The following is a 21,608-nucleotide window of genomic DNA, read 5'->3' as shown; positions in this document are numbered from 1 at the left end:
ATGAAACATATAGGCGGGATCCGTGCCTAAGCAGGGGTCCCTGGGGTTCCCCCGGCAACCAAACACGCATCTTGGAGGGCATATGTTCAAGAATCTCAATCTTGGCCTGAAGCTCGGATTAGGCTTCGGGTGCCTGATACTCATCGCCGCCGCGCTGGGCGGCATGGCCATTTACGACATGCTGGCCGTGGGGGAGGATTCGCGTCAACTTGCCGAGGAGTACGTCCCCGAGGTGGCCATTGCCAACCAGTTGGAGCGGGTCGCCCTGCTGACCATGTATGCCTTCCGGGGCTATTCCCTGAGCGAGTCCGAGGCATATTGGACCGAGGGCCGCAAACGGCTGGACGAGGTCGGGGAAACTCTGCGCAAGGCCAAGGCCCATGCCGAGCAATACCCCCGCCTGATTAAGCTGAAACAGGACGCCGAGGCCGCCCAACAGGGCGTCTCCGTGTATGACGGACTGGCGGGCGAGACCAGGAAGCTGATTACCGACATCGCCGGGAACAGACAGACCATGGATGCGGCGGCGGCTGCCTTCATGAAGAACTGCATGGATTTCCTGAGCTCGCAGGACCAGGCCCTGGAGCGGGAGATCGCGTCCGGCGCGACCATGGGTGAGCTCACCGAGCGGCACAACAAGATCTCTATGGCCCACGAGCTCATCGACCTGTGCAACGCCATCCGTATCGGCAACTTCAAGTCCCAGGCCGCCAGGGATCCCGAGATCATGAAGACGACCCTGGAGAGCTTCCCGCTCATGCGCGCCAAGTACGAGGCCCTCAAGGCCGTCACCCGGCGGGCCGAAAACCTCCGTCAACTGCAGGCGATCCTGGACTCCGGCGAAAAATACGGCACGGCCATGCGCGCATTCGCGAGCAATTTCCAGTCGCTGAGCGAACTGAACCAGCGCCGGAACGCGGCCGGTCAGGCCGTGCTCGATGCGGCCCGGAACACGGCCACGGCGGGCGTGGAGGCCACCCAGGACCGGGCCAACGCCGCCGTGACGTCCATGGACACCGCGTCCATGGTCATGGCCATCGGGCTGGGCGCCGCCTTCCTCATCGGGGTCATCCTGGCCTGGGCGCTGACGCGCATGATCACCCGGCCGATCCTGCAGGGGGTGGACTTCGCCAAGCGCATGAGCGAAGGCGATTTCACCAGCACCTTGGCCATCGACCAGCATGACGAGATCGGCATCCTGGCCCAGGCCCTGAACAACATGGTCTCCCGGCTCCAGGTCGTGGTGGCCGACGTGGACTCCGCCACTCACAACGTGGCCGGGGGCAGCGCCGAGCTGTCCGCCTCGTCCCAGTCCCTGTCCCAGGGGGCCACGGAGCAGGCCGCGTCCATCGAAGAGGTCTCCTCCTCCATGGAGCAGATGGCCTCGAACATCAGCCAGAACGCCGAGAACGCCCGCGAGACGGAGGCTCTGGCCTCCAAGGCGGCCTCGGACGCCCGCGAGACCGGCGGGGCCGTGGGCCAGACCGTGGAGGCCATGAAGGAGATTGCGGAAAAGATCTCCATCATCGAGGAGATCGCCCGGCAGACCAACCTGCTGGCCCTGAACGCCGCCATCGAGGCCGCCAGGGCGGGGGAGCACGGCAAGGGATTCGCCGTGGTCGCCGCCGAGGTCCGCAAGCTGGCCGAACGTTCGGGCACGGCCGCGGCCGAGATCAGCGACCTCTCCTCGTCCAGCGTGGAGGTGGCCGAAAAGGCGGGCACCATGCTCGGCCAGTTGGTCCCGGACATTGAGCGGACCGCCTCCCTGGTCCAGGAGATCACCGCGGCCAGCAACGAGCAGAACGCGGGCGCGACCCAGATCAACCAGGCCATCAGCCAGCTCGACACGGTCATCCAGCAGAACGCCTCGGCCTCCGAGGAGATGGCCTCCACCAGCGAGGAACTGGCCGGGCAGAGCCAGCAGCTCCAGGAGACCATGTCGTTCTTCAACGTGGGCACCTCCGCCCGGGGCAGCCGCGCGAAGGTACAGGTGCGCAAGACCCCGGCGGCCGCCCTGCCCGCGGCCAGGCCGGCCCCCGCGTCCGGCGGGCTCGAGGGAGGTATGAATCTGGACATGGACGACGACGGCGCGGCCGATTTCGAGCGGTTCTAGCCCGGCATCGCCATCCCGACGGAAAAGGGCCGTCCCTCCTCGCAGGAGGGGCGGCCCTTGTCGTCGGTTCGGCACCCGCGTCTATTGGTGGATCACGTCGGCTTCCTCAAGAAGCGCGGGAGGGATATTGATGCCCATCTTTCCGGCCGCTGCCGGGTAGATGTGGAAGGAGAGCTTTTTCTGGAATTCCACGGGAGTGTCGCCGGGCTTGGCCCCGTTCAGGATGCGGATGGCCATGGCCCCGGTCTGGCGGCCGTGCAGGTAATAGTCGAAGCCGAGCGCGGCGATGGCCCCGCGCGTCACGGAGTCCACGTCGGCCACGAAGACCGGCGTCTTGCTCCGCTGCCCCACCTTGACGACCACCTCCATGGCCGAGACCACGGTGTTGTCCGTGGGAATATAGATGGCGTCCACGTTGCCCACCAGGCTGGACGCGGCCTGCTGCACGTCGGCGGAACTGCTCACCGTGACGGGCACGACCTCGATGCCCCGCTCCTTGGCCGCAACCGTGATCCGCTTCAGGTTGGATACGGAATTCATCTCGCCCGCGTTGTACAGGAAGCCGAGCTTCTTCATGTCCGGCAGGAACTTGAGCAGCATCTCAACGTGCTTGTCCATGGGCATCTGGTTGGACACGCCGGTCACGTCGCCGCCCGGATGCTCGTAGTTGGTCACCAGACCGGCGAGCAGCGGGTCGGTGATGGCCGTGAAGAGCATGGGCGTGCCCTTGAGGGACTCGCTCTTGTCGTACTGCTTGACCAGGGCCTGGGCGTTGGGCGTGGCGATGGCCACGATCATGTCCGGTTTATCGGCCGCCACCTGGGTGGCGATCTGGTAGGCCATGCTCATGTTGCCCTGGGAATTGTAGATCTTGTATTCCGCGTCGATCCCGCCGTCCTTGAGTTCATCCTGGAACCCCTTGAGAACGGCGTCCAGGGCCGGGTGCTCGACGAACTGGCTGATGTCGATGAGAACCTTGCCCGCGTGGGCGAGCGTCGCCGCGCCCAGAACGAGCAGCATGGCGAAAAGACAGAGACAACGTTTCATGGAACCCCCTCGAAAGGAACAGAAGCTGGGACAATCCCGTAAAATCCGCTAACGTGTCGATTTTTCTATAGCAACATTAAAGGACTTGCAAGTTGCGGCCTAAGGGTGCAACATCCGGCCCCTGCCACCCTTACCTACATTCCGGATTTTGTAAAATGACCCGACCCACCGTGACCCTTTTCATCCAGTGCCTGGTGGATTCCCTGTCGCCCGAGACCGGGGATGCCATGGTCCGTGTGCTGGAACGGCTCGGCGTGCGCATGCACTACCCGCCGGACCAGACCTGCTGCGGCCAGCCCGCCTTCAATTCCGGGTATCGCAGGGAAGCGGCCAAGGCCGCCCGACGGTTCCTCGACATTTTTGAAAACAGCGAGGCCATCGTCTGCCCGTCCGGCTCCTGCGTGCACATGGTCCGCCATCACTACCTCGATCTCTTCCGCGACGAGCCCGCCCAACTGGCCCGGGCGCGCATGGTCGCGGACAAGACCTTCGAGTTCACCGAATACCTGGTCGACGTCCTGGGCGTGACCGACCCCGGCGCGCAGCTCGGCTGCCGCTTCGACGGGGCCGTGACCTACCACGACTCCTGCCACCTGTCGCGCGGCCTGGGCATCCGCCGGCAACCCCGCCTGCTCCTGGAGAACACCCCCGGCCTGACCCTCATCGAGATGGACGAGTCCGACCGCTGCTGCGGCTTCGGCGGGACCTTCGCGGTCAAGTATCCGGAAATCTCCACGGCCATGGTCGACGACAAGGTCAAGACCATCCTGGACACCGGGGCCGAAGCCGTGGTCGGCTGCGACGTGAGCTGCCTGATGAACATCCAGGGCCGACTCTCCCGCCTGGGCTCGAACGTGCGCGCCCTGCACATCGCCGAAATCCTGGCCGGGGAGGGGAAATAGCATGAACCAACCGAGCGACAAGACCTACGCCGAGCTGGCCCACGACGCCATCGGCAACGAGGAACTGCACGCGGCTATCCGCATGATCCAGGACCGCATCGGCAAGTCCGCCCAGGCCCTGTGGCGGGACGAGATCACCCCGGAACACCGCCGCCTGGCCAAGGAGGCGCGTCTGCGCACCCTGGACAACCTCGACGAGGTCCTGGCCGCGCTGGCCGAAAAGATCCGCGCCCGCGGCGGGCACGTCCATTTCGCGGCCACGGCCGAGGAAGCGCGTCACTACTGCCTGGAAGTGGCCCGCAAGCACGACGTCAGGCGCGTGGTCAAGGGCAAGTCCATGACCTCGGCCGAGATCGGCGTGGACCCCCTGTTCGAGAGCGAAGGCATCGAGGTGGTCGAGACCGACCTCGGCGAGTACATCATCCAACTGGCCGGGGACACGCCCTCGCACATCATCGCCCCGTGCATCCACATGAACAAGCGCCAGATCGGCAAGCTTTTCCAGGAAAAGCTCGGCATCCCCTACTCCGAGGACCCGCCCACCCTGACCAGGGCCGCCCGCAAGGCCCTGCGCGAAAAGCTTCTGACCGCGGACATGGGCCTGAGCGGCTGAACATCGCCTGCGCCGAGACCGGCCACGTCTGCCTGGTGTCCAACGAGGGCAATATCCGCATGTCCACGACCATGCCCAAGGTGCATATCGCCCTCATGGGCATGGAGCGGGTCACCGCCACCCTGGCCGAGCACGACATGCTCCTGCGCCTGCTGACCAGAGGCGCCGCGGCCCAGAAGGTCTCCACCTACGTCTCCTTTCTGGGCGGCCCCCGCCAGCCCGGCGAGACCGACGGGCCCGAGGAATTCCACCTGGTCGTCATCGACAACGGGCGCATGAAGATGCTCGCCGACCCCCGGTTCCGCGAGGTCCTGTCCTGCATCCGCTGCGGCGGCTGCCTGAACATCTGTCCGGTCTACGGCCGCATCGGCGGCCACGCCTACAACGGCCCCTACCCCGGTCCCATCGGCGCGGTGGTCATGCCCCTGTTCCAGGGCGTCAACCAGCACGCCGACCTCTGCCGGGGCGAGTCTCTGTGCGGCGCGTGTAAGGACATCTGCCCGGTCAACAACGACCTGCCGCGCATGCTCTCCGAACTCAGGCACATGCTCGCCTACGGCGACGAGACCTGGGAGGTTGAACCCGTGGACAGGAGCGAGGCGCGGGCCTTCAAGGCCTGGAGCGCGGCCATGTCCAGCCGCATCGCCTACAACCTGCTGGTCAAGGCCGGACGTCTCGCTCAGGCCCCGTTCGTCAAGGACGGCGCGCTCTCCAAAGGCGTCGGCCCGCTGGCCAAATGGACCGCCACCCGCGACTTCCCGCCCGTCGCCAAAAAGACCTTCGCCGAACGGTGGAAGACCGACCACGCCAAGCGCCTCAACGAGACCGATCATGACTAACGAAGAATACTTCCTCAAACGCATCCGCAAGGCCCTTGGCCGCAAAAGCGCGCCCGCCGCCGAAACCCTCTTCACCAGCCGCCCCCAAGGCGAACTCGAAGGGCTGCTCTCGCGCGCCGACCGCAGCCGCGACGAGCGGCTCGAGCTCCTCGGCCTGCTCCAGCAATCCGCCGCGCCCCTGAACCTCAACGTCCACGTGGCCGAGGACGTCCAGGAGGCCGGGCGCCGCATCGCCGATCTGGCCCGTGCCTCGGACACCGAATGGGGCGGCGACAAGCACGTCCTCATGCACGACGACCCGCTGCTCCACAGTCTCGACCTGCCCGGACTCCTGGCCGACGACCCCATCGCCGTGGACGTGGCCCGCTTCCACCCCGGCGAGGACGAACCAGCGGGCAAGCAGCGTCTCCGCGCCATCGCCGAACAGGCCTACATCGGCCTGACCGGCGTGGACTGGTGCGCCGCGGACTGCGCGGCCATCGCCCTGCTGTCCGGCCCCGGCCACGGCCGCGCCGTGTCCCTGGTCCCGTCCATCCATATCGCTGTCCTGCCCCTGAACCGCCTCGTGGCCGATCTGCCCGAAGGCTACGCCCTGCTCGAAAACTACGGCGACCTGCCCGCCTCCTTTACCTTCATCTCCGGTCCGTCCAAGACCGCCGACATCGAAGCCCAGCTCGTCCACGGCGCACACGGCCCCAGAGAGATGCACCTGGTCGTCATTACGGGGTAAGGGCTGCCTCCGGCGGCCTTCCCGGGGGGCTCCTTCGGAGAGACCAGGACGCTGTCCTGGACCTGCCAGGGAGCAAAGCCCCCTGGACCCCCATGTTCGCTTCGCTCAGGGGCGTGCGGCAGCGGAAGACCGCGACGAGAACGCCTTCCGTCGTGCCGGTTGGCGATTTCGGGCGGGGAAAACGGTGGGGGGGGGGCGTGCCGCTTCCCGCAACGAATTGCGCCGTTTTCCCCGTCCGAAATCGCGAGTTTTGTTTTTTTGGGGAATGAAATAGCTTGCTAAAAAATCCCTCTCCCCGTTCCCCAATGCCGCAAACCCCATTCTTTGAGTTCCGCCTGTCCCGCCTGCGGCGTTGGCAACCGTCCCGACCAAGCTACTCCCTCCTCCACGCGCAGCAATCCTCCACCCCGCACCCACTCACCCCTGCCGAAAGCACACAAAAAGTTTGGGAGGGTCCAGGGAACCTTTTTCAAAAGGTTTCCTGGCGGGGTCCGGGGCAGCGCCCCGGCCGCCGGAGGCAGGCCGCCGGGGCGGTCCATGAATGGTATTTGCCTAATAAATGGATTAAAGGCTAAGCTGGGTGAACGGGCTCCGTTGCAACGTACAGGGGGATGCATGGACCTGATCATCATTGCTTCCATAGGCATACAGCTTGCGGCCGCCGGGCTGGCGCTGTTTTTGATCCCGGAGACGGGCCGCCGCTGGTCGTGGATACTGATCGCGGCGGGGTTGATCGGCATGGTCCATCGGCGGGTGCACACCCTGTACATGTTCTGGGAGGGCAGGGCACAGCCCGACCCGGCCTTCGAGCTCATCGGCCTGCTGGTTTCGGTCATCATCCTGCTCGGGGTCCTGCAGATCCGGCCGATCTTCCGACAGCTCAAGGCGGCCAACGAGAAGCTGGCCCGGAGCGAAGAGCGGTTCCGGACCGTGGCGGACTTCACCTACGACTGGGAGTACTGGCGCGGCCCTGAGGGTGAATTCCTGTACATGTCGCCGTCGTGCGAGCGGATTACGGGGTATCCCCCGTCCGCGTTCATGAAGGACCCGGACCTGATGTTCAGGATGGTGCATCCCGAAGACCGGCCCATGGTCAAGACGCACCTGTTCAACGAGCACCGGACGCTGGAGACGGATACCCTGGATTTCCGGATCATCCGGCCCGACGGCACGCAACACTGGCTGTCCCACCGCTGCGTGCCGGTGACCAACGAGGAGGGCACCTTTCTGGGCGCACGGGCCAGCAACCGGATCATCGACCAGCGGGTAGAGGCCGAGAACCGGCTGCGCGAGAGCCGCCGGCTGTACCGCGACCTGGTGGAGCAATCGCATTTCATCGTCCTGGAGGTGGATACCGAGGGCAAGGTCTTTTTCATCAACCGCTGGGGGCTGGACTTCTACGGGTTCCGCGAAGGGGAGCTGACCGGCCGCGACGCGGTGGGGCTGCTCCTGCCCGCCACCGACGATCAGGGCCGCGACCTGCGCGCCCATTTTCGGGACCTGCTCGAACGCAATCCGGGCCACACCTTCACCGAGGTGGAGGTCATGCGCCGCAACGAGACCCGCGCCACCCTGTCGCTCGGCACCTCGGTCATCGTGGACGAGCTGGGCCACGCCACGGGCATCCTCTGCATAGGGATCGACATCACTGCACGCAAGGCAGCGGAAAAACTGAAAGAAGACGTGGAACGCATCGTCCGCCACGACCTCAAATCGCCGCTCATGGGCATCATCGGCCTGCCCCGCATCATGCAGGAGGACGAGAACCTCTCGGACCGGCAAAAGGAGATGCTCCAGGTGGTCGAAGAGGCGGGCATGCAGATGATGGACCTGATCAACCAGTCCCTGACCCTGTACAAGCTCGAATCCGGGACCTACGAACACCAGCCCCAGTCCGTGGACTGGCTCGCCATCATCATGCGTGCCGTGCGCGATACCTCCATGCACCGCGAACCCGCCTGCTCGGTGGAAACCACCCTGGACGGCCAAAAGGTAAAAAAGGGCATGCAGCTCGTCATACAGGGGGACGGCACCCTGCTTTACGGCATGGCCGCCAACCTGCTCAAGAACGCGGTCGAGGCCTCGGGCGGTCAGCCCGTGCGCGTGGACGTGACCAGCGGCGACCCCTGCGTACTCGAAATCCGCAACCACCTGCCCGTGCCCGAAGAGGTCCGCCATTCCTTCTTCGACAAGTACTCCACCCACGGCAAGCACAACGGTACCGGCCTGGGCACCTACTCCGCCCGCCTCGCCGCCGAAGCGCACGGCGGCAACATAGCCATGGACACCTCGCCGGAAACCGGCACCGTTGTCCGCGTCACCCTGCCCCGAGGCGAAACCGCCATCTGATCGGGAGGCCTCCGGCCGTCAGGGGGGCTCACTTCCTCTCTACGGACGGCCCCGCAGGATCTCGCGCAGGGTCAGCAAGCCCTGCTTCAACTGGTCCAGGGACTCGGTCCCGGTGAGCGAGACGCGGGCGGCGTTGGGCGCGGGGCTTTGCCCGACCACGAATTTTTCGGCGCCGAAGACGTTGACGCCGTGCCTTGCGGCGGCCTGTTCCAGGGCGTAGCCGGTCCAGGGCTCGGGAAGTTCGAGCCAGAGGAAAAAGCCGGTCCCTTTGCCGCGGAAGCGCAGTCCCTCGAGAATGTCGCAGGCGAGCATGTATCGGCGGGCGGCCTCGGCCCGTTTGGCGGCCACGACGCGGTCGGCGGTGCCGTCCGTGATCCACATGGCGGTCAGTTCCACGTTCAGGGGCGGGGCCATCCAGATGGTGTTGAGCACGGCCTGCGCCAGGGGTTTGAGCATGTGTTGCGGGGCGACGGTGAAGGCCACGCGCAGGCCTGCGGCCAGGGACTTGGACATGCCCGCGATGTACACGGAGCGGTGCGGCACACGGTTGCCCACCGGGGCGATGCGGCCGGGGTCGGTCAGGTCGTAGGCGTCGTCCTCGATGAGGATGAAGTCGTGCTTGTCGGCCAGTCGGGCGATCTCGTTCCTCCTGGCTTCGGGCAGGGAGGCGGTGGTCGGGTTGTGCACGCCGGGCATGAGGTAGAGGGCCTTGATGTCGTCGCGGCGGCAGGCCGCGTCCAGGCTGGCCGGGATCATGCCGTATTCGTCCATGGCGATGGACACGAGCCGCAGGCCGAGCATGGCGGCCAGGGTCTTGAGGCCGGGATAGGTCAGCCCGTCCACGGCCACCCGGTCGCCGGGCTGTAGCAGGCCGCCGAGGGCGCAGGTCAGGGCATGCTGGGACCCGGCGCAGACGATGATGTCCTCCGCGCTGGCGGGGACGCCGTACCGCTCGGCCCAGAGCGCGCCCGCCTTGCGGTGTTCGGCCTGGCCGCGGGGATCGGAATAGCGCAGCAGCGCGGACGGGTCCTTGCGCCGGGCAATGCGCCGGAAGCCTTCCGATATCTCCGGGTCCAGGTGGTCGAGCGGCGCGATGAGCCCGAGTTCGAGCATTCCGGGCGCACACGGCTCGAAGGAGACCATGGACGAGTTCGTCACCGCGTCCGAGGTGACGAAGGTGCCGCGCCCCACGGTGGCGGAGATCAATCCGCGCTTCTCGGCCTCGCGATAGCCGCGCGTCACCGTGGACACGTTCAGCCGGAGCACGTCGGCCAGATCGCGGTGCGTGGGCAACCGTTCGCCGGGCGCGAGCGTCCCGGCCGTGATATCCCGTTCGATGGCGTCCGCCAATGCCAGGTACAAGGGACCTTCATCCCTGCCCAGTGCGGGTGCGTATATTGTCATGCAGACAATATATTCATTGACTACACACAAAGTCAACCGTAGTCGTCTAAGGACGAAAAATCGCAGCAGGACCGCCCGAAAACGTGGCGGTCCGGGGAGTTAGCGCCATGAACATGGAAACATACGCCGCCTTCGTCCTCTTCGTCATCGTCATGACCGGCACGCCCGGCGCGGGCAACCTGACCATGATGGGCATCGGCCAGACAACGGGCTTCAAGTCCGCCATCCCCTTTTTGATCGGGGCCACCGTGGGCGCGGTCAGCCTGGACACCACCGTGGCGCTCGGCCTGGGAAAGATCATCCAGACCTCACCCAACCTCGCGATGATAATGAAAGTTTGCGGAACGTGTTACATTCTGTACCTCGGTTGGAAACTCCTGACCATGCGCTTGGGGAGCCACACGGTGAATCGCCGGTTCACCTTCTGGGAAGGGGTCATCCTGCACCCGCTCAACCCCAAGAGCTGGGCCATGGCCCTGGTCGGGTTCACGCAGTTCGCGGACCCGTCCCTGCCGCTGCCGGGGCAGGTCGCGGTCTTTGTCCTGACCTTCATGGTCTTCCAGGTGTCCTTCCACTCGGCCTGGGGCCTGGCCGGAGCCGCCATCCTGCGCACCCTCAAGTCCGGGGCCGTGCTCACCGGGGTCAACTGCGCGCTCGTGGCGGTCATGGTCGGGGCGACCATGTATGCTCTGTTCGTCTAGCCCTTGGGCCTGATCATCTCCTCGGGAACCACCACCCGGTCGAACTCCTCGGCCGTGACGAAGCCCAGCTCCAGGGCCGCTTCGCGCAGACTCTGCCCGGTCTTATGGGCATGCAGGGCGATCTTGGCCGACTTGTCGTAGCCGATGACCGGGGTCAGGGCCGTGACCAGCATGAGCGAATGCGCCACGTGGGCGGCAATGCGTCCCCGGTCGGGCTCAAGCCCCTTGAGCAGATGTTCCGTGAAACTGTTCATGCCGTCGCCGAGCAGGCGCACGGAGTGGAGCACGTTGCGCACGATCAGCGGCTTGTACACGTTCATCTCCAGCACTCCGCCCGTGCCGCCCAGGGTCACGGCCAGGTCGTTGGCCACGGCCTGAAGCGAGACCATGGTCAGGGCCTCGCACTGGGTCGGGTTGACCTTGCCGGGCATGATCGACGAGCCCGGCTCGTTGGCCGGGATGATCAGTTCGCCCAGCCCGGCGCGCGGCCCGCAGGACAGCAGCCGGATGTCCGAGGCGATCTTGTTCAGGGAACCCGCCAGGGTCTTGAGCGCCGCCGAGACGTGTACCAGCGCGTCGTGGCTGCCCTGCGCCGCGAACCGGTTCCGGGCAGGGACGAACGGCAGCCCGCTCAGTTCCGCGATATGCCCGATGGCCGCCTCGGCGAATCCGGGCCAACTGTTCACCCCGGTGCCCACCGCGGTGCCGCCCAAGGTCAGCTCGAACACGGTTTCGAGCGCCGCCCGGATGCGCCGCTCGTCGTCCTCCAGCATCGAGGCGTAGCCGGAAAACTCCTGCCCCAGGGTCAGGGGCGTGGCGTCCTGCATGTGCGTCCGCCCGATCTTGACGATCTCCGCCCACGCACCGGCCTTGGCCGAAAGCTCCTGGCGCATGGCGGTTAACGATGGCAGGAGCCGGTCAATAATTTCATTTGCAACAGCCATATACATGACTGTCGGAAAGTTATCGTTGGTTGACTGACTCATGTTGACGTGGTCGTTGGGGTGGACCGGCTCCTTGGAGCCCATGGGCCTGCCCGCCAGTTGCGAGCAGCGGTTGGCGACGACCTCGTTCACGTTCATGTTGAACTGCGTGCCGCTGCCCGAGATCCATACCGGCAACGGGAACATGTCCGCGTGCTGCCCGTCCAGGATCTCGTCGCAGGCCGCCACGATCAGGTCGCGCCGCTCCGCATCCAGCTTCCCGGCCCCGCCGTTGGCCAGGGCGCATCCCTTCTTCAGGATCGCGTACGCCCGGATCATCTCCCTGGGCATCAGCTCGCCGTCTATGGTGAACAGCGTCAACGCCCGCTGCGTCTGCGCACCCCACAACGCCTCTTCCGGCACCCGGACCTCGCCCAGGCTGTCCGTCTCGATTCGAAACATGCGACCTCCAATGTCTGCTTCCCGCCACAATAGCCCATACGGGAGGCCTGCTCAACACATGGATTGGATTTTGTCGGTGTCTCCGGCGAGGGGGCTCCCCGAAGGCTGCCGGAGGCATCCCCTACGCCGTCTCTCCGTCGCTTTCCTTGCCGCCGTACAGCGCATAGTACCCGCTCGGGACCACGACCAGGGTGAACAGGGTCGAGGCGACCAGCCCGAAGATCAGGGCCCAGGCCAGGCCGGAGAAGATGGGGTCCAGGGTGATGGGCCAGGCGCCCAGCGCGGTGGTCAGCGCGGTGAGCACGATGGGGCGCATGCGCACGGCGCCGGACTGGACGATGGCCTGTTTGAGGGGCACGCCGTCCTCGACCTCGGACTGGATGAATTCGATGAGCACGAGCGAGTTGCGGATGACGATGCCGCCGAGCGCGATCATGCCGATCATGGAGGTGGCGGTGAAGAAGACCGGGTCGCCGAACCCGCCGACCGTGTCGCCCGCCACCAGGTTGAGCAGCCAGAATCCCGGCAGGATGCCGAGCAGGGTCAACGGGATGGCGGACATGATCAGCGTGGGCATGACGAACGAGCCGGTCTGCCCGACCAGCAGGATGAAGATGCCGACCAGGGCGGCCGCGAAGGCAATGCCCAGGTCGCGGAACACGTCCAGGGTGATCTTCCATTCGCCCTCGCCCGCCCACTCGGTGGTCAGGCCGGGTTGGGCGGGATCTTTCTTGAGCATGGACTGGAGGTCGATAACCGCTTCGCCGGGCGGGATGCTCGCGGTCTCCGCGTAGACGTAGGCCACGCGCCTGAGGTTCTTGTGATAGATGGGCTGTTCGGCCGGAACTTCACGGAAGGAGCCGAGTTCGGCCAGGGGGACCATGGCCCCGGACGCGGTCTTCATGCGCAGTTCGCCCAGGGTGTCGGGGCCGGTGCGCAGGCCGACGGGCAGAACCATGCGCACGGGCAGGGGCTGGCGTTCGTTGGGCAGGTGCACGTTGGCCGGGATGGACCCGGACAGGGCCATGCGCAGGGTATCGACCACATCGGCGGTGGTCACGCCGTGCAGGGCGGCCTTTTCCTTGTCCAGGACGAAGTCGTACATGGTCCGGTCGGTCTCGGACGAGTCGTCCAGGTCCACCAGGCCGGGCAGGGTGGACATGACCGATTCCACGTGGCGCGCGCCCTGGATGAGGGAACGGTAGTCCATGCCGGGCCTGCCGTAGATCTCGGCGGTCAGGGTGGCGATGACCGGCGGGCCGGGCGGGGTCTCGACGAGCTTCATGCGCACGCCGTTGCGGTCGGCGATGGCCTGGAGGTCGTTGCGCAGCCGCAGGCCGATGGCGTGGGACTGCATGGAGCGCTCGGACTTGTCCTTCAGGTTGACGCGGATGTCCGCGAGGTTGGGCTGTTCGCGCCAGTAGTAGTGGCGGACCATGCCGTTGAAGTCCATGGGCGAGGGGGTGCCCGCGTAGGTCACGAAGTCGGTCACCTCGGGCACGGTGCGCAGGTACGCCTCGAAGTCGCGCACGGCGCGGTCGGTCCGCTCCAGGGTGGTCCCTTCGGGCATGTCCACGAGGATCTGGAATTCGTTCTTGTTGTCGAAGGGCAGCATCTTGAGCGGCACCATGCGCATGAGCACCAGCCCGGCGCACAGGCCGAGCCCGGCCAGGATGACGAAGAGCAGCAGCCAGCGGTTGCGCGCCCTGTTCAGGAACGGGGTGATGATCGCGCCGTACCAGCGTTGGAGCCGGGTGCCGGTTTTGCCGCCGGAGGTGCCGTCCTTGGGCGCGGGTTTCCTGAACTTGTGATTGCGCAGCAGCAAGTAGGCCATCCACGGCACCACGGTCAGGGCGGCCACGGTGGAGAAGGACACGGTCAGGGGGACGTTGGCGGCCATGGGGGCCATGTACGGGCCCATCATGCCGGTGATGAAGAAGAGCGGGGCAAAGGAGACGATGATCGCCAGAGTGGACAGGATGACCGGAGGCAGGACCTCCTTCACGGCGGCCAGGGTGGCTTCGAGCGGGTCGCGCAGCCCCATGCGGATGTGCCGCTGGATGTTGTCCACGTTGGTGATGGGATCGTCCACCACCAGGCCCAGGGAAAGGATGAGGGCGAACAGGGTGACCCGGTTGATGGTGTAGCCCAGAAGGTAGTTGACGAACAGGGCCAGCGAGAAGCTCATGGGCACGGCCAGGGCGACCACCAGGGCCTCGCGCCAGCCCAGGGTGAAGGCGAGGAGCGCGATGACCGTGATGATGGCGAAGAGCAGGGAGGAAAGCAGGTCGTTGACCTTGGCGTGGGCGGTCTGGCCATAGTCGCGGGTCACGGTCAGGGTGACACCCTCGGGCAGGACGTCGCGTTCGAGTTCATGGGCGCGCTTGATGACCGCGTCGGCCACGCCCACGGCGTTGACGCCCTTTTTCTTGGACAAGCCGATGGTCACGGCGGGCCGGGAGACGTTCTCGGGCTCCTTGCCGTGCTCGGTCATGTACAGGTCGGAGAATCCGATGCGTGAATAGCTGGTCGGTTCGGCCGGGCCGTCGATGATGTCGGCCACGTCGCGCAGGTAGACGGGCTTGTTGTTGAACACGCCGACCACCAGGGAGGCGGCGTCGTCGGCGGACAGCAGGAAGGACTCGCTGACCACCGGGGTGTCCTTGTCGTCGGCCATGAAATGCCCGGCGGCCAGGGAACTGTCCGCGCCCTTGAGGGCTTTTGCGATCTCCTGGGGCGAGACGTGGAACCCGGCCATGCGGTCCGGGTGCAGCTCCACGCGCACCTCGCGGGAGCGGCCCGAGTACAGGCGCACCCTGGAAATATCCTCGACCTCGGCCAACCGGTGGAACAGCTCCTCGGCCATGCGCCGCAGGTCGAAATCGGTGTACCGGCCCTCAAACCCGTGGTCCGCGTGCAGGGTCAGGGTGACGATGGGTACGTCGTCGATCTCCACCGGCTTGACCACCCAGCCCGAGACCACGGACGGCACCATGTCCTGGTTCTTCATGATCGTGTTGTACAGCTTGATGAGCGAGTCCTCGCGGTTCTCGCCTACATAGAAGCGCACGGTCACGGCGGTGTGGTCCTTGCTGGACGTGGAGTAGACGTACTCCACCCCGTCGATCTGCCAGAGCAGCCGCTCAAGCGGCGTGGTCACGAGCTTTTCCACCTCTTCGGCGGACGCGCCCGGCACTTGGACCATGACGTCGGCCATGGGCACCACGATCTGCGGCTCCTCCTCGCGCGGTGTGACCATGATGGCGGCCACGCCGACCAGAAGTGAGGCCAGGGCCAGGATGATGGACATCTGCGAGGTCAGGAAATAGCGGACAAAGGACGGCAGCAGTCCCTGGACTCTGGACTTGTCGGGCTCCATCAACGGCCTCCCTCCGGGCTCAACCCCACGGTCTCGCCGCCGGACAGGCCGGACAGGATCTCGACCTTGCCGTTCACGGTCCGGCCGGTACGCACGTAGACCGGCTGCCACGTGCCGTCGCCCTTGACCATGACGGTCTCAAGCTGGCCCACGTGGCGGACGGCCTCCCTGGGCACCAGCACGGTCTCACGCTCGCCCAGGGGGATCAGCAACCGGCCGAACATGCCCGGATACAGGCCGGGCCGGTCGGGCAGCCGGACCTTGACCAGGAAGGAGCGGGTCACGGGATCGGCCAGGGGCTCGATCTCCTGGACCACGCCGGTCAGGGGCGTCTTGTCGCTCAGGGCGGTGATGACCACGGACAGGGAGTCGCCGAGCCTGATGCGCCCGATGAGCGCCTCGCGGACCATGGCCTCCAGGTGCATGGCCCCGCTCGTGTGCAGGATCAGCAGCGCCTTGTTGGGAAAGGCCAGGTCGCCCGGCTCCACCAGCCGCTTGGCCACCTCGCCCGCCTCTTGGGCCGTGATGGTCGTGTAGCCCATGTCGATGTCGGCTTCCTGGACCAGTTTGCCCGCCTCGCGGGCCTGGGCCTCCGCCCCGGAAACGCCCTGCTCGGCCCGGCTCAGCGCGGCCTTGGCCTGCAGGTAGGCGGACTCGGCCTTTTCCACTTCCTCGGCGGTGACCACCTTCTGTTCGAACAGGGTGCTCATACGCCGGTAGGTGGATTCGGACTTGTTGTAGGCGGCCTTGGCCGAATCCAGTGCGTCGCGCGCCTGGGCAACCTGGCTGCGGGCCGAGGCCAGGGCCTGGCGGGAGCGTTCCAGGCGGGTGTTGGAGGCGCGGCTGTCCAGGACCACCAGCTTGTCGCCCTTGGCCACGCGGTCGCCGGGCCGGACGAGCACTTCCAGCACGCGGCCCGTGACCTGGGCCTCCACCCGGATGTCGGTCTTGGCCTGGACCGTGCCCACGGCGTCGAACAGGCGCGGCAGGACCGTGCGTTCGGCCACGGCCGAGGATTCGGGCTCGTACCCCGGCCCCCTTTTCACCGCTGCCGGAGGCTCCTGCCCGCAACCGGCCAGCACGGCCGAGAACAAGACAATTGACAATATGTTCAGGATTATTTTTCGCATAACCAAACTCCTACCACACAATCCCCCGCCCCCGCCACGGTGAAGATGTCTTTGCGGGTGCCTCCGACGGCCGATGGAAGGGGAGAGGGGGACCCTTTGAGAAAAGGGTCCCCCTCTCCCCTTCCACCGGCCCCCCCATCTCCTCTCCCTTCCTAAACTTTTTGGCGTCGCTTCGCGGGGAGGGAGCGCGGGAGATTGCCCTTTGAACTAAAAAGAAGCATGCCCTCCCGCCCCCGCACGTCCCTGCCGAAGGCACACAAAAAGTTTCGGAGAGTCCGGAGAACCCTTTTCAGCGGCAGCTCTTAGCGAGTCTTCGAGCTTTAGAGATGGCGACAGCAGCGATAAGGGTTCTTTGGCGGGTCCAGGGCAGCGCCCTGGCCGTCGGAGACGCCCGCCCGGCGAGGGCCTCTCCCGAAAATCGGGCGCAAAAAAAGTGCGCTGGCCGGATTACCCGGCGGTCCCTGGCTCTGCTTGCCTCGGGGGTCCATGCGCACACTATGCTTTTTGGGGGCGCGACTCGATTCGCTGATATATGGTCTGCTGTGGTTTAACGGGTGGAATCCTCCGTTCGGGTTGTCGTCATATATGTCATGGGCCGATCCCTTTCGGGCCTTTCCCTTATGGCCATCTTTGGCACTATAGAAGTAAGCACTCCGGCGGATTTGTCCAGAGGCCGCCCAGCGAAATCGGCAACGGAAGCGGGTACCGTGGGGCGGTTCCCGCCAGGAAACCGGGGCACCGCATCGTGCCTTCTTGTCTTGCGGCCGCCAAGTGGTATGGTCAGCGGGATCCAAGGACCACATACAGGAGATATTTTGTCATGATCACCATCGATGCCCGGAAATGTACCCAGGATGGGCTCTGCGTCCTGGCCTGTCCCGTGAATATCATCAAGATGGACGGTGGCTTCCCCGAGGAGGTCGACGGGGCCGCCGACCGCTGCATCCGCTGTGGACACTGCGTGGCCGTATGCCCCACGGGCGCCCTGGACAACGCGCTTACGCCCGCCGGGGAGTACCTGCCGGTGCCCGACAAGCGGCCCGACGCCGAGGCCATGGAGAACCTGCTCGTTTCGCGGCGCTCGGCGCGATCCTTCCGCAAGAAGCCGGTCGAGCGGGAGCAGTTGGAACGGCTGCTGGAAACGGCCCGGTGCGCGCCCACGGCGTCCAACGCCCAAAAGCTGTCCTGGACCATGATCCAGGATCCGCAACGGCTCGACCGCGTTCGGGAGCTGTCTCTCGAATGGATGGGCACCAACCCGGCGCGCTCGCACTACATGGAGGCCGCCCGGCAGGGGCGGGACGTGATCCTGCGCGACGCCACCGCTCTGGCCGTAGTGCACGGGCCCGCGCGCTCTTTCTGGACCGCCATCGACTCCACCCTCGCCCTGACCTACATGGAGTTGTTGGCCGCGACCATGGGGCTCGGCACCTGCTGGGCCGGGCTGGTCACATACGCGAGCACGGTCGTTCCGGAACTGCTCCCGGTGCTCGGCGTGCCCGAAGGCAGCAAGGTGGGCGGCGCGATCATGCTCGGGCACCCCCGGCTGAAGCACCGTCTGATCCCGCCCCGGGACGCGGCGCGGGTCACCTGGCTGTAAGAGGAAGAATGGCGTGGCCCTCCTGCGGGAGGGTCACTTCACTTGCTTGACCACGGCTCCGGCCTCGCGGTCCGGGGTCAGCTCGAAGATGCGGTCGGCCGACCCGGCGAAGAGGTCGAGCGGGTGGTGGCTGATGACCAGGAGCTGGAGTTCCAGCCGGGTGGCGATCTCCTGGATCAGCTTCATGAACTTGGGGATCAGGCCGGGCTTGAGCCAGCAGTCCTGCTCGTCGAGCACCAGGAACGGCCGGTGAGAGACCTCGGGCAGTTGGGACAGGGCGATGAGCCGCAGGCCCACGGACAGGATGTTGCAGACCGAGCCGCCCTGGCCGGACATGATGTCCTCGATCTCGTCTTCGCGCCCCTGGTTGCGGATCAGGAAATGGATCTGGAGGCGGTTGTTCTTGACCTCGCGTTCGGTGACCACCACCCGGTCCTGGCCCAGAATCTCGCGGATGGCGTGGGTCAGGTTGGCCTCCACCTCGTCGAGGATGCGGCCGAACAGGGCGGTGGACAGCTCCTCCAGCGTGTCGCGCGCCTTGGGGGCGAGGTCCAGGAACTCGCGCATCTCGGCGAGCTTGCGGCGCACGCGGCCGTGCTCGGCGTGCCACTGCTCGCCCAGGGCGGACAGCCGGTGCAGACGTCCCTCGGCCTCCCGGCGGGCTCGGCGCAGTTCGCTGAGGTCCGTGGACACGGGCACCTAGTCGTCCTCCACCGCGTTTTCCACCTGGGCGAGGTCGGCCTGCACCTCTTGGATGTGTTCGCGGTACTTGGCGACAACCTCTTCGTTTTGCTTGCGTTTCTCTTCAAGCAGCTGTTGCAGTTCCTTGAGGTCGCTGGTCCCGTACTCGGCCTCGGCCTGTTGCTTCAGGGTCTCCAACTGGTGGGAGAGTTGGGCCACGGCCTCTTCGGTGCGCACCTTGCGGTCGCGCAACTGCTCATACTGGCGGCGCAGGGTGTTAAGTTCCTGTTCCACCTGGGAATCCCTGGTTGTCCCTGTTTGGTTGGGGTTGCTATTCACCGTTGACGACCTCCTCGTAGAGTTCCCAGATGAGCTTGCCTTCCGGGGTTTCGGTGCTCAGGTTTTCGGTCAGAAACTGCTTCAGGCCCGTGCCCTCGTGGGTACGTTGCCAGGCCAGCCGTTCCAGCCCCTTGATGAAATTCGATTCGCCCTCGGCCTCCTGCTCCTCGGGGGGCAGGTCTTGGTCCGGGAAGACCTGGTCGAAGGGCAGGTACGGGACCACCCATGGTTCCAGCTCCGTGCAGCCGGGCGTCCAGACGGCGGCTGCGGGTTCGCGGACCATGGACCGCCGGGTGAAGGTCAGGCGGGTAATGTTGCCGGGGTTGGCCCAGGTGGTCCCGCCCTTGGTCACCGTGGGCTGGGGCCGGTGGATGTGGCCGTTGACGACCCAGTCGATGCCCGGCAGTTCCTTGATGGAGTAGGCCTTGTCGATGAACTCCGGGAAGCGGATGTTGTGATGGGTCAGCCAGACCACGGTGTCCGGGTCGCCCTCTTCGTGCTCGTAGGCCTTGGGCAGGGGCGCGCCGTCCGGGCTGGCCCCGACCAGGACCGCGCCGTCCGGGGTGTCCAGGACGAACTGCGGGCCGAGTTCCTTCATCAGCCGGACCGCGCCCGCGGTTTCGAGCACGGCCAGGGACACGTCGTCCGTGAAGCGCGACTGGTACTTGTCGTGGTTGCCCACCAGCACAAACACGGTTTGATCGCCGGTGCGGCCGCCGAACAGGCGGATGAGTTCCACGAGCATGCGGTTGGAGTTGTCGCGCGGCCAGTGGAAGAGGTCGCCGAGCAGGACGAGGGCCATGCCGAGTTCGTCGGCCCGGGCAAGGCAGGCGGCGAGCTTGGCCATGATCTGGTCCAGATACCCCTCCAGCCGCTGGCCCGGCGGATGGTCGGCCAGGTGCGGGTCGGCCACCAGGAACAGGCCGTTCGCCTTGATATGCTCAAGTGTCATGTCCGCACCCGTGGTCCAGGAAGGAGTCGGTGGTCAGGTCGCCGCCGCAGACCGGGCAGCAGCCGACGGCCCGGATGCGCTCGTCCATGGCGACCACAACGGACCGCAAGTCCGTCTCCAGGCCGTCCAGCTCGGCCCGGCGCGCAGAAATTTTATTCGTTAATCCGGCCAGTTCAGTGACCGTGCCGCCCAGGCCGACCAGGGGGACGGGCACGGGCGGTTCCGCAATCTTCCCCAAGGCCGCTTCCAGGCGGGTCAGCCGCTTGTTGCGGGTGCGCAGGACGTACAGTTCGTCCACCATCCCGGCCAGCCGCGCGGTGTCCTCCCGGTCCGGGGGGGTGGTCAGCCCGGCCAGGGCCGTCTGATGGATCGAGGCCCGGTGCAGGGTCGCCCCGGTCAGGGCCAGGTCGCGCAGGAGATGGCGCAGGGGGCCGGTGTCCGCCGCTTCGGGCGGGGTGTCGAGCCCGGCCAGAGCGCCGGCGGTGCGGGTCGCCCGGTCGCGCTGGGCCGAGACCGTGCCCATGGACGCGATGTACTGCTTGAGCCGGTCCACGTCCTGGACCGACGGGGGAGGTTGGATCGCCTCCAGGACCGCGCTCGCGGCCCGCTCGCGATCGAGGGCGGCGATCAGGGTGCGATGCTCCGCCAATCCCGCTTCCAGGGCCGGGATGGCCTGTTCCAATGCGGTGGCGGCGCGCTCCAGGTTCTCGGCCTCGTCCATGCGCAGAGTGATGTCCGGCAGCGGGACGAGGCGGTCCAGGTCCGAGCCGATGCGGCCGGCCTGCTCGTCCAGGCCGCGCTCCTCGCGCTTGGCGTCGCGTACGCGTATCTTGAGGGCGTTCTGCATGGCCAGCAGGTGGGCGGACTCGGTGGACGCGGCGAAAAATTCGGCCATGACCGAATCGGGCTGGTTGAGCAGGAAGACCGGATCGCGCTGGTTGCCCAGGTGCACGTCCACGGAGTCCTTGCGCGTTTCAAGCTCCACCTGGTCCAGGCGCAGGATCTTGGCCACGTCCTCGGGCACCCTGCCCTGGAGCTTGTGGTACTCCTCGGGCTCCTCGGCGCCCGGTGCCCAGACTTCGTATTTGGCCCACCGTTTGGTGCGCACCCAGGCCACGCGGGTGCCGTCGTCCACCTCCACCTCCACGCGCGCCTCCTTGGCCCCGTGGCGGATGTACAGGGCCGGGTTCGGGCTGCGCGCCGGGTTGGTGGCCAGGCAACGCAGGGCCTCGACCACGGCGGACTTGCCGGTGTTGTTGGAGCCGGTCAGGATGGTCACGCCAGGGCCGAGCGCAAGCTCGGTGTGCTCGTGCGCCATGAAGTTATCGATAATGATTTTAGTAATCATATATTAAAGATATACCTGCTTACCTCTGAATTTCGATACGATTCCCGGCACCGCCTTCGGCGCATATTTCCGCCCTTCCTCCGGCGAGGCCGCGCG

General features: G+C 66.2%; 17 protein-coding genes. 8 read left to right on the top strand and 9 right to left on the bottom strand.

Features of this window, described 5'->3' with window-relative positions:
* Window positions 1–82 precede the first annotated feature (82 nt).
* Window positions 83–2,113 (top strand): methyl-accepting chemotaxis protein, encoded by a 2,031-nt coding sequence (locus V8V93_RS02200; protein WP_338668738.1) that lies wholly within the window; start codon window positions 83–85, stop codon window positions 2,111–2,113.
* Window positions 2,114–2,194: 81 nt separating this feature from the next.
* Here V8V93_RS02200 and V8V93_RS02195 read toward each other — a convergent pair whose 3' ends face one another.
* Entirely contained in the window at window positions 2,195–3,160 is a 966-nt protein-coding gene (locus V8V93_RS02195; protein WP_338668737.1) for an ABC transporter substrate-binding protein, read from the bottom strand.
* Between the two features lie 155 nt (window positions 3,161–3,315).
* On the opposite strand from V8V93_RS02195, the gene V8V93_RS02190 reads away from it, so the two are divergent.
* From V8V93_RS02190 to V8V93_RS02170, 5 genes are all read left to right on the top strand, one after another.
* Window positions 3,316–4,062, top strand: coding sequence for a (Fe-S)-binding protein (locus V8V93_RS02190; RefSeq protein WP_338668736.1), 747 nt, complete (start codon window positions 3,316–3,318; stop codon window positions 4,060–4,062).
* Window position 4,063: 1 nt separating this feature from the next.
* Window positions 4,064–4,675, top strand: a complete 612-nt coding sequence (locus V8V93_RS02185; RefSeq protein WP_338668735.1) for an LUD domain-containing protein — start codon at window positions 4,064–4,066, stop codon at window positions 4,673–4,675.
* Between the two features lie 59 nt (window positions 4,676–4,734).
* On the top strand, window positions 4,735–5,514 hold the full coding sequence (locus V8V93_RS02180; RefSeq protein WP_338668734.1) for a 4Fe-4S dicluster domain-containing protein: 780 nt from the start codon (window positions 4,735–4,737) through the stop codon (window positions 5,512–5,514).
* Window positions 5,507–6,244 (top strand): LutC/YkgG family protein, encoded by a 738-nt coding sequence (locus V8V93_RS02175; protein ID WP_338668733.1) that lies wholly within the window; start codon window positions 5,507–5,509, stop codon window positions 6,242–6,244. The genes V8V93_RS02180 and V8V93_RS02175 overlap by 8 nt, the downstream gene beginning before the upstream one ends.
* A 615-nt stretch (window positions 6,245–6,859) precedes the next feature.
* Complete coding sequence (locus V8V93_RS02170; RefSeq protein WP_338668732.1) at window positions 6,860–8,593, top strand: PAS domain S-box protein; 1,734 nt, start codon at window positions 6,860–6,862, stop codon at window positions 8,591–8,593.
* Between the two features lie 39 nt (window positions 8,594–8,632).
* On the opposite strand, the gene V8V93_RS02165 is transcribed toward V8V93_RS02170, so the two are convergent.
* Window positions 8,633–9,955 carry a PLP-dependent aminotransferase family protein gene (locus V8V93_RS02165; RefSeq protein WP_338668731.1) on the bottom strand — a complete coding sequence of 441 codons (1,323 nt, stop codon included), beginning with the start codon at window positions 9,953–9,955 and terminating at the stop codon, window positions 8,633–8,635.
* 149 nt (window positions 9,956–10,104) lie between these two features.
* Here V8V93_RS02165 and V8V93_RS02160 point away from each other — a divergent pair, with 149 nt between their 5' ends.
* Window positions 10,105–10,698 (top strand): LysE family translocator, encoded by a 594-nt coding sequence (locus tag V8V93_RS02160; protein ID WP_338668730.1) that lies wholly within the window; start codon window positions 10,105–10,107, stop codon window positions 10,696–10,698.
* Here the strand turns inward: V8V93_RS02160 and V8V93_RS02155 are convergent.
* The 3 genes from V8V93_RS02155 to V8V93_RS02145 all read right to left on the bottom strand — a co-directional run bounded on the left by V8V93_RS02155 (window position 10,695) and on the right by V8V93_RS02145 (window position 16,592).
* Window positions 10,695–12,083 carry a class II fumarate hydratase gene (locus V8V93_RS02155; protein ID WP_338668729.1) on the bottom strand — a complete coding sequence of 463 codons (1,389 nt, stop codon included), beginning with the start codon at window positions 12,081–12,083 and terminating at the stop codon, window positions 10,695–10,697. The two genes, V8V93_RS02160 and V8V93_RS02155, sit on opposite strands and share 4 nt — an antisense overlap.
* A gap of 121 nt (window positions 12,084–12,204) precedes the next feature.
* Complete coding sequence (locus V8V93_RS02150) at window positions 12,205–15,462, bottom strand: efflux RND transporter permease subunit (protein WP_338668728.1); 3,258 nt, start codon at window positions 15,460–15,462, stop codon at window positions 12,205–12,207.
* Complete coding sequence (locus V8V93_RS02145; protein WP_338668727.1) at window positions 15,462–16,592, bottom strand: efflux RND transporter periplasmic adaptor subunit; 1,131 nt, start codon at window positions 16,590–16,592, stop codon at window positions 15,462–15,464. The genes V8V93_RS02150 and V8V93_RS02145 overlap by 1 nt, the downstream gene beginning before the upstream one ends.
* A gap of 820 nt (window positions 16,593–17,412) precedes the next feature.
* On the opposite strand from V8V93_RS02145, the gene V8V93_RS02140 reads away from it, so the two are divergent.
* Window positions 17,413–18,192, top strand: a complete 780-nt coding sequence (locus V8V93_RS02140; protein ID WP_338668726.1) for a nitroreductase family protein — start codon at window positions 17,413–17,415, stop codon at window positions 18,190–18,192.
* Between the two features lie 33 nt (window positions 18,193–18,225).
* Here the strand turns inward: V8V93_RS02140 and V8V93_RS02135 are convergent, their stop codons facing one another.
* The 4 genes from V8V93_RS02135 to V8V93_RS02120 are packed head-to-tail and all read right to left on the bottom strand — an operon-like array spanning window position 18,226 to window position 21,512.
* Window positions 18,226–18,891: a hypothetical protein gene (locus V8V93_RS02135; protein ID WP_338668725.1), complete on the bottom strand. Its 666-nt coding sequence runs from the start codon at window positions 18,889–18,891 to the stop codon at window positions 18,226–18,228.
* Window positions 18,892–19,167, bottom strand: coding sequence for a hypothetical protein (locus V8V93_RS02130; protein WP_338668724.1), 276 nt, complete (start codon window positions 19,165–19,167; stop codon window positions 18,892–18,894).
* A 37-nt stretch (window positions 19,168–19,204) separates the two neighbouring features.
* Complete coding sequence (locus V8V93_RS02125; RefSeq protein WP_338668723.1) at window positions 19,205–20,164, bottom strand: metallophosphoesterase family protein; 960 nt, start codon at window positions 20,162–20,164, stop codon at window positions 19,205–19,207.
* Window positions 20,154–21,512 (bottom strand): AAA family ATPase, encoded by a 1,359-nt coding sequence (locus V8V93_RS02120; RefSeq protein ID WP_338668722.1) that lies wholly within the window; start codon window positions 21,510–21,512, stop codon window positions 20,154–20,156. The genes V8V93_RS02125 and V8V93_RS02120 overlap by 11 nt, the downstream gene beginning before the upstream one ends.
* Between the last annotated feature and the right edge of the window lie 96 nt (window positions 21,513–21,608).

This window comes from Pseudodesulfovibrio sp. 5S69, from assembly GCF_037094465.1.
Classification (GTDB): domain Bacteria; phylum Desulfobacterota; class Desulfovibrionia; order Desulfovibrionales; family Desulfovibrionaceae; genus Pseudodesulfovibrio; species Pseudodesulfovibrio methanolicus.
This window is presented reverse-complemented; position numbering and strand designations above follow the sequence as displayed.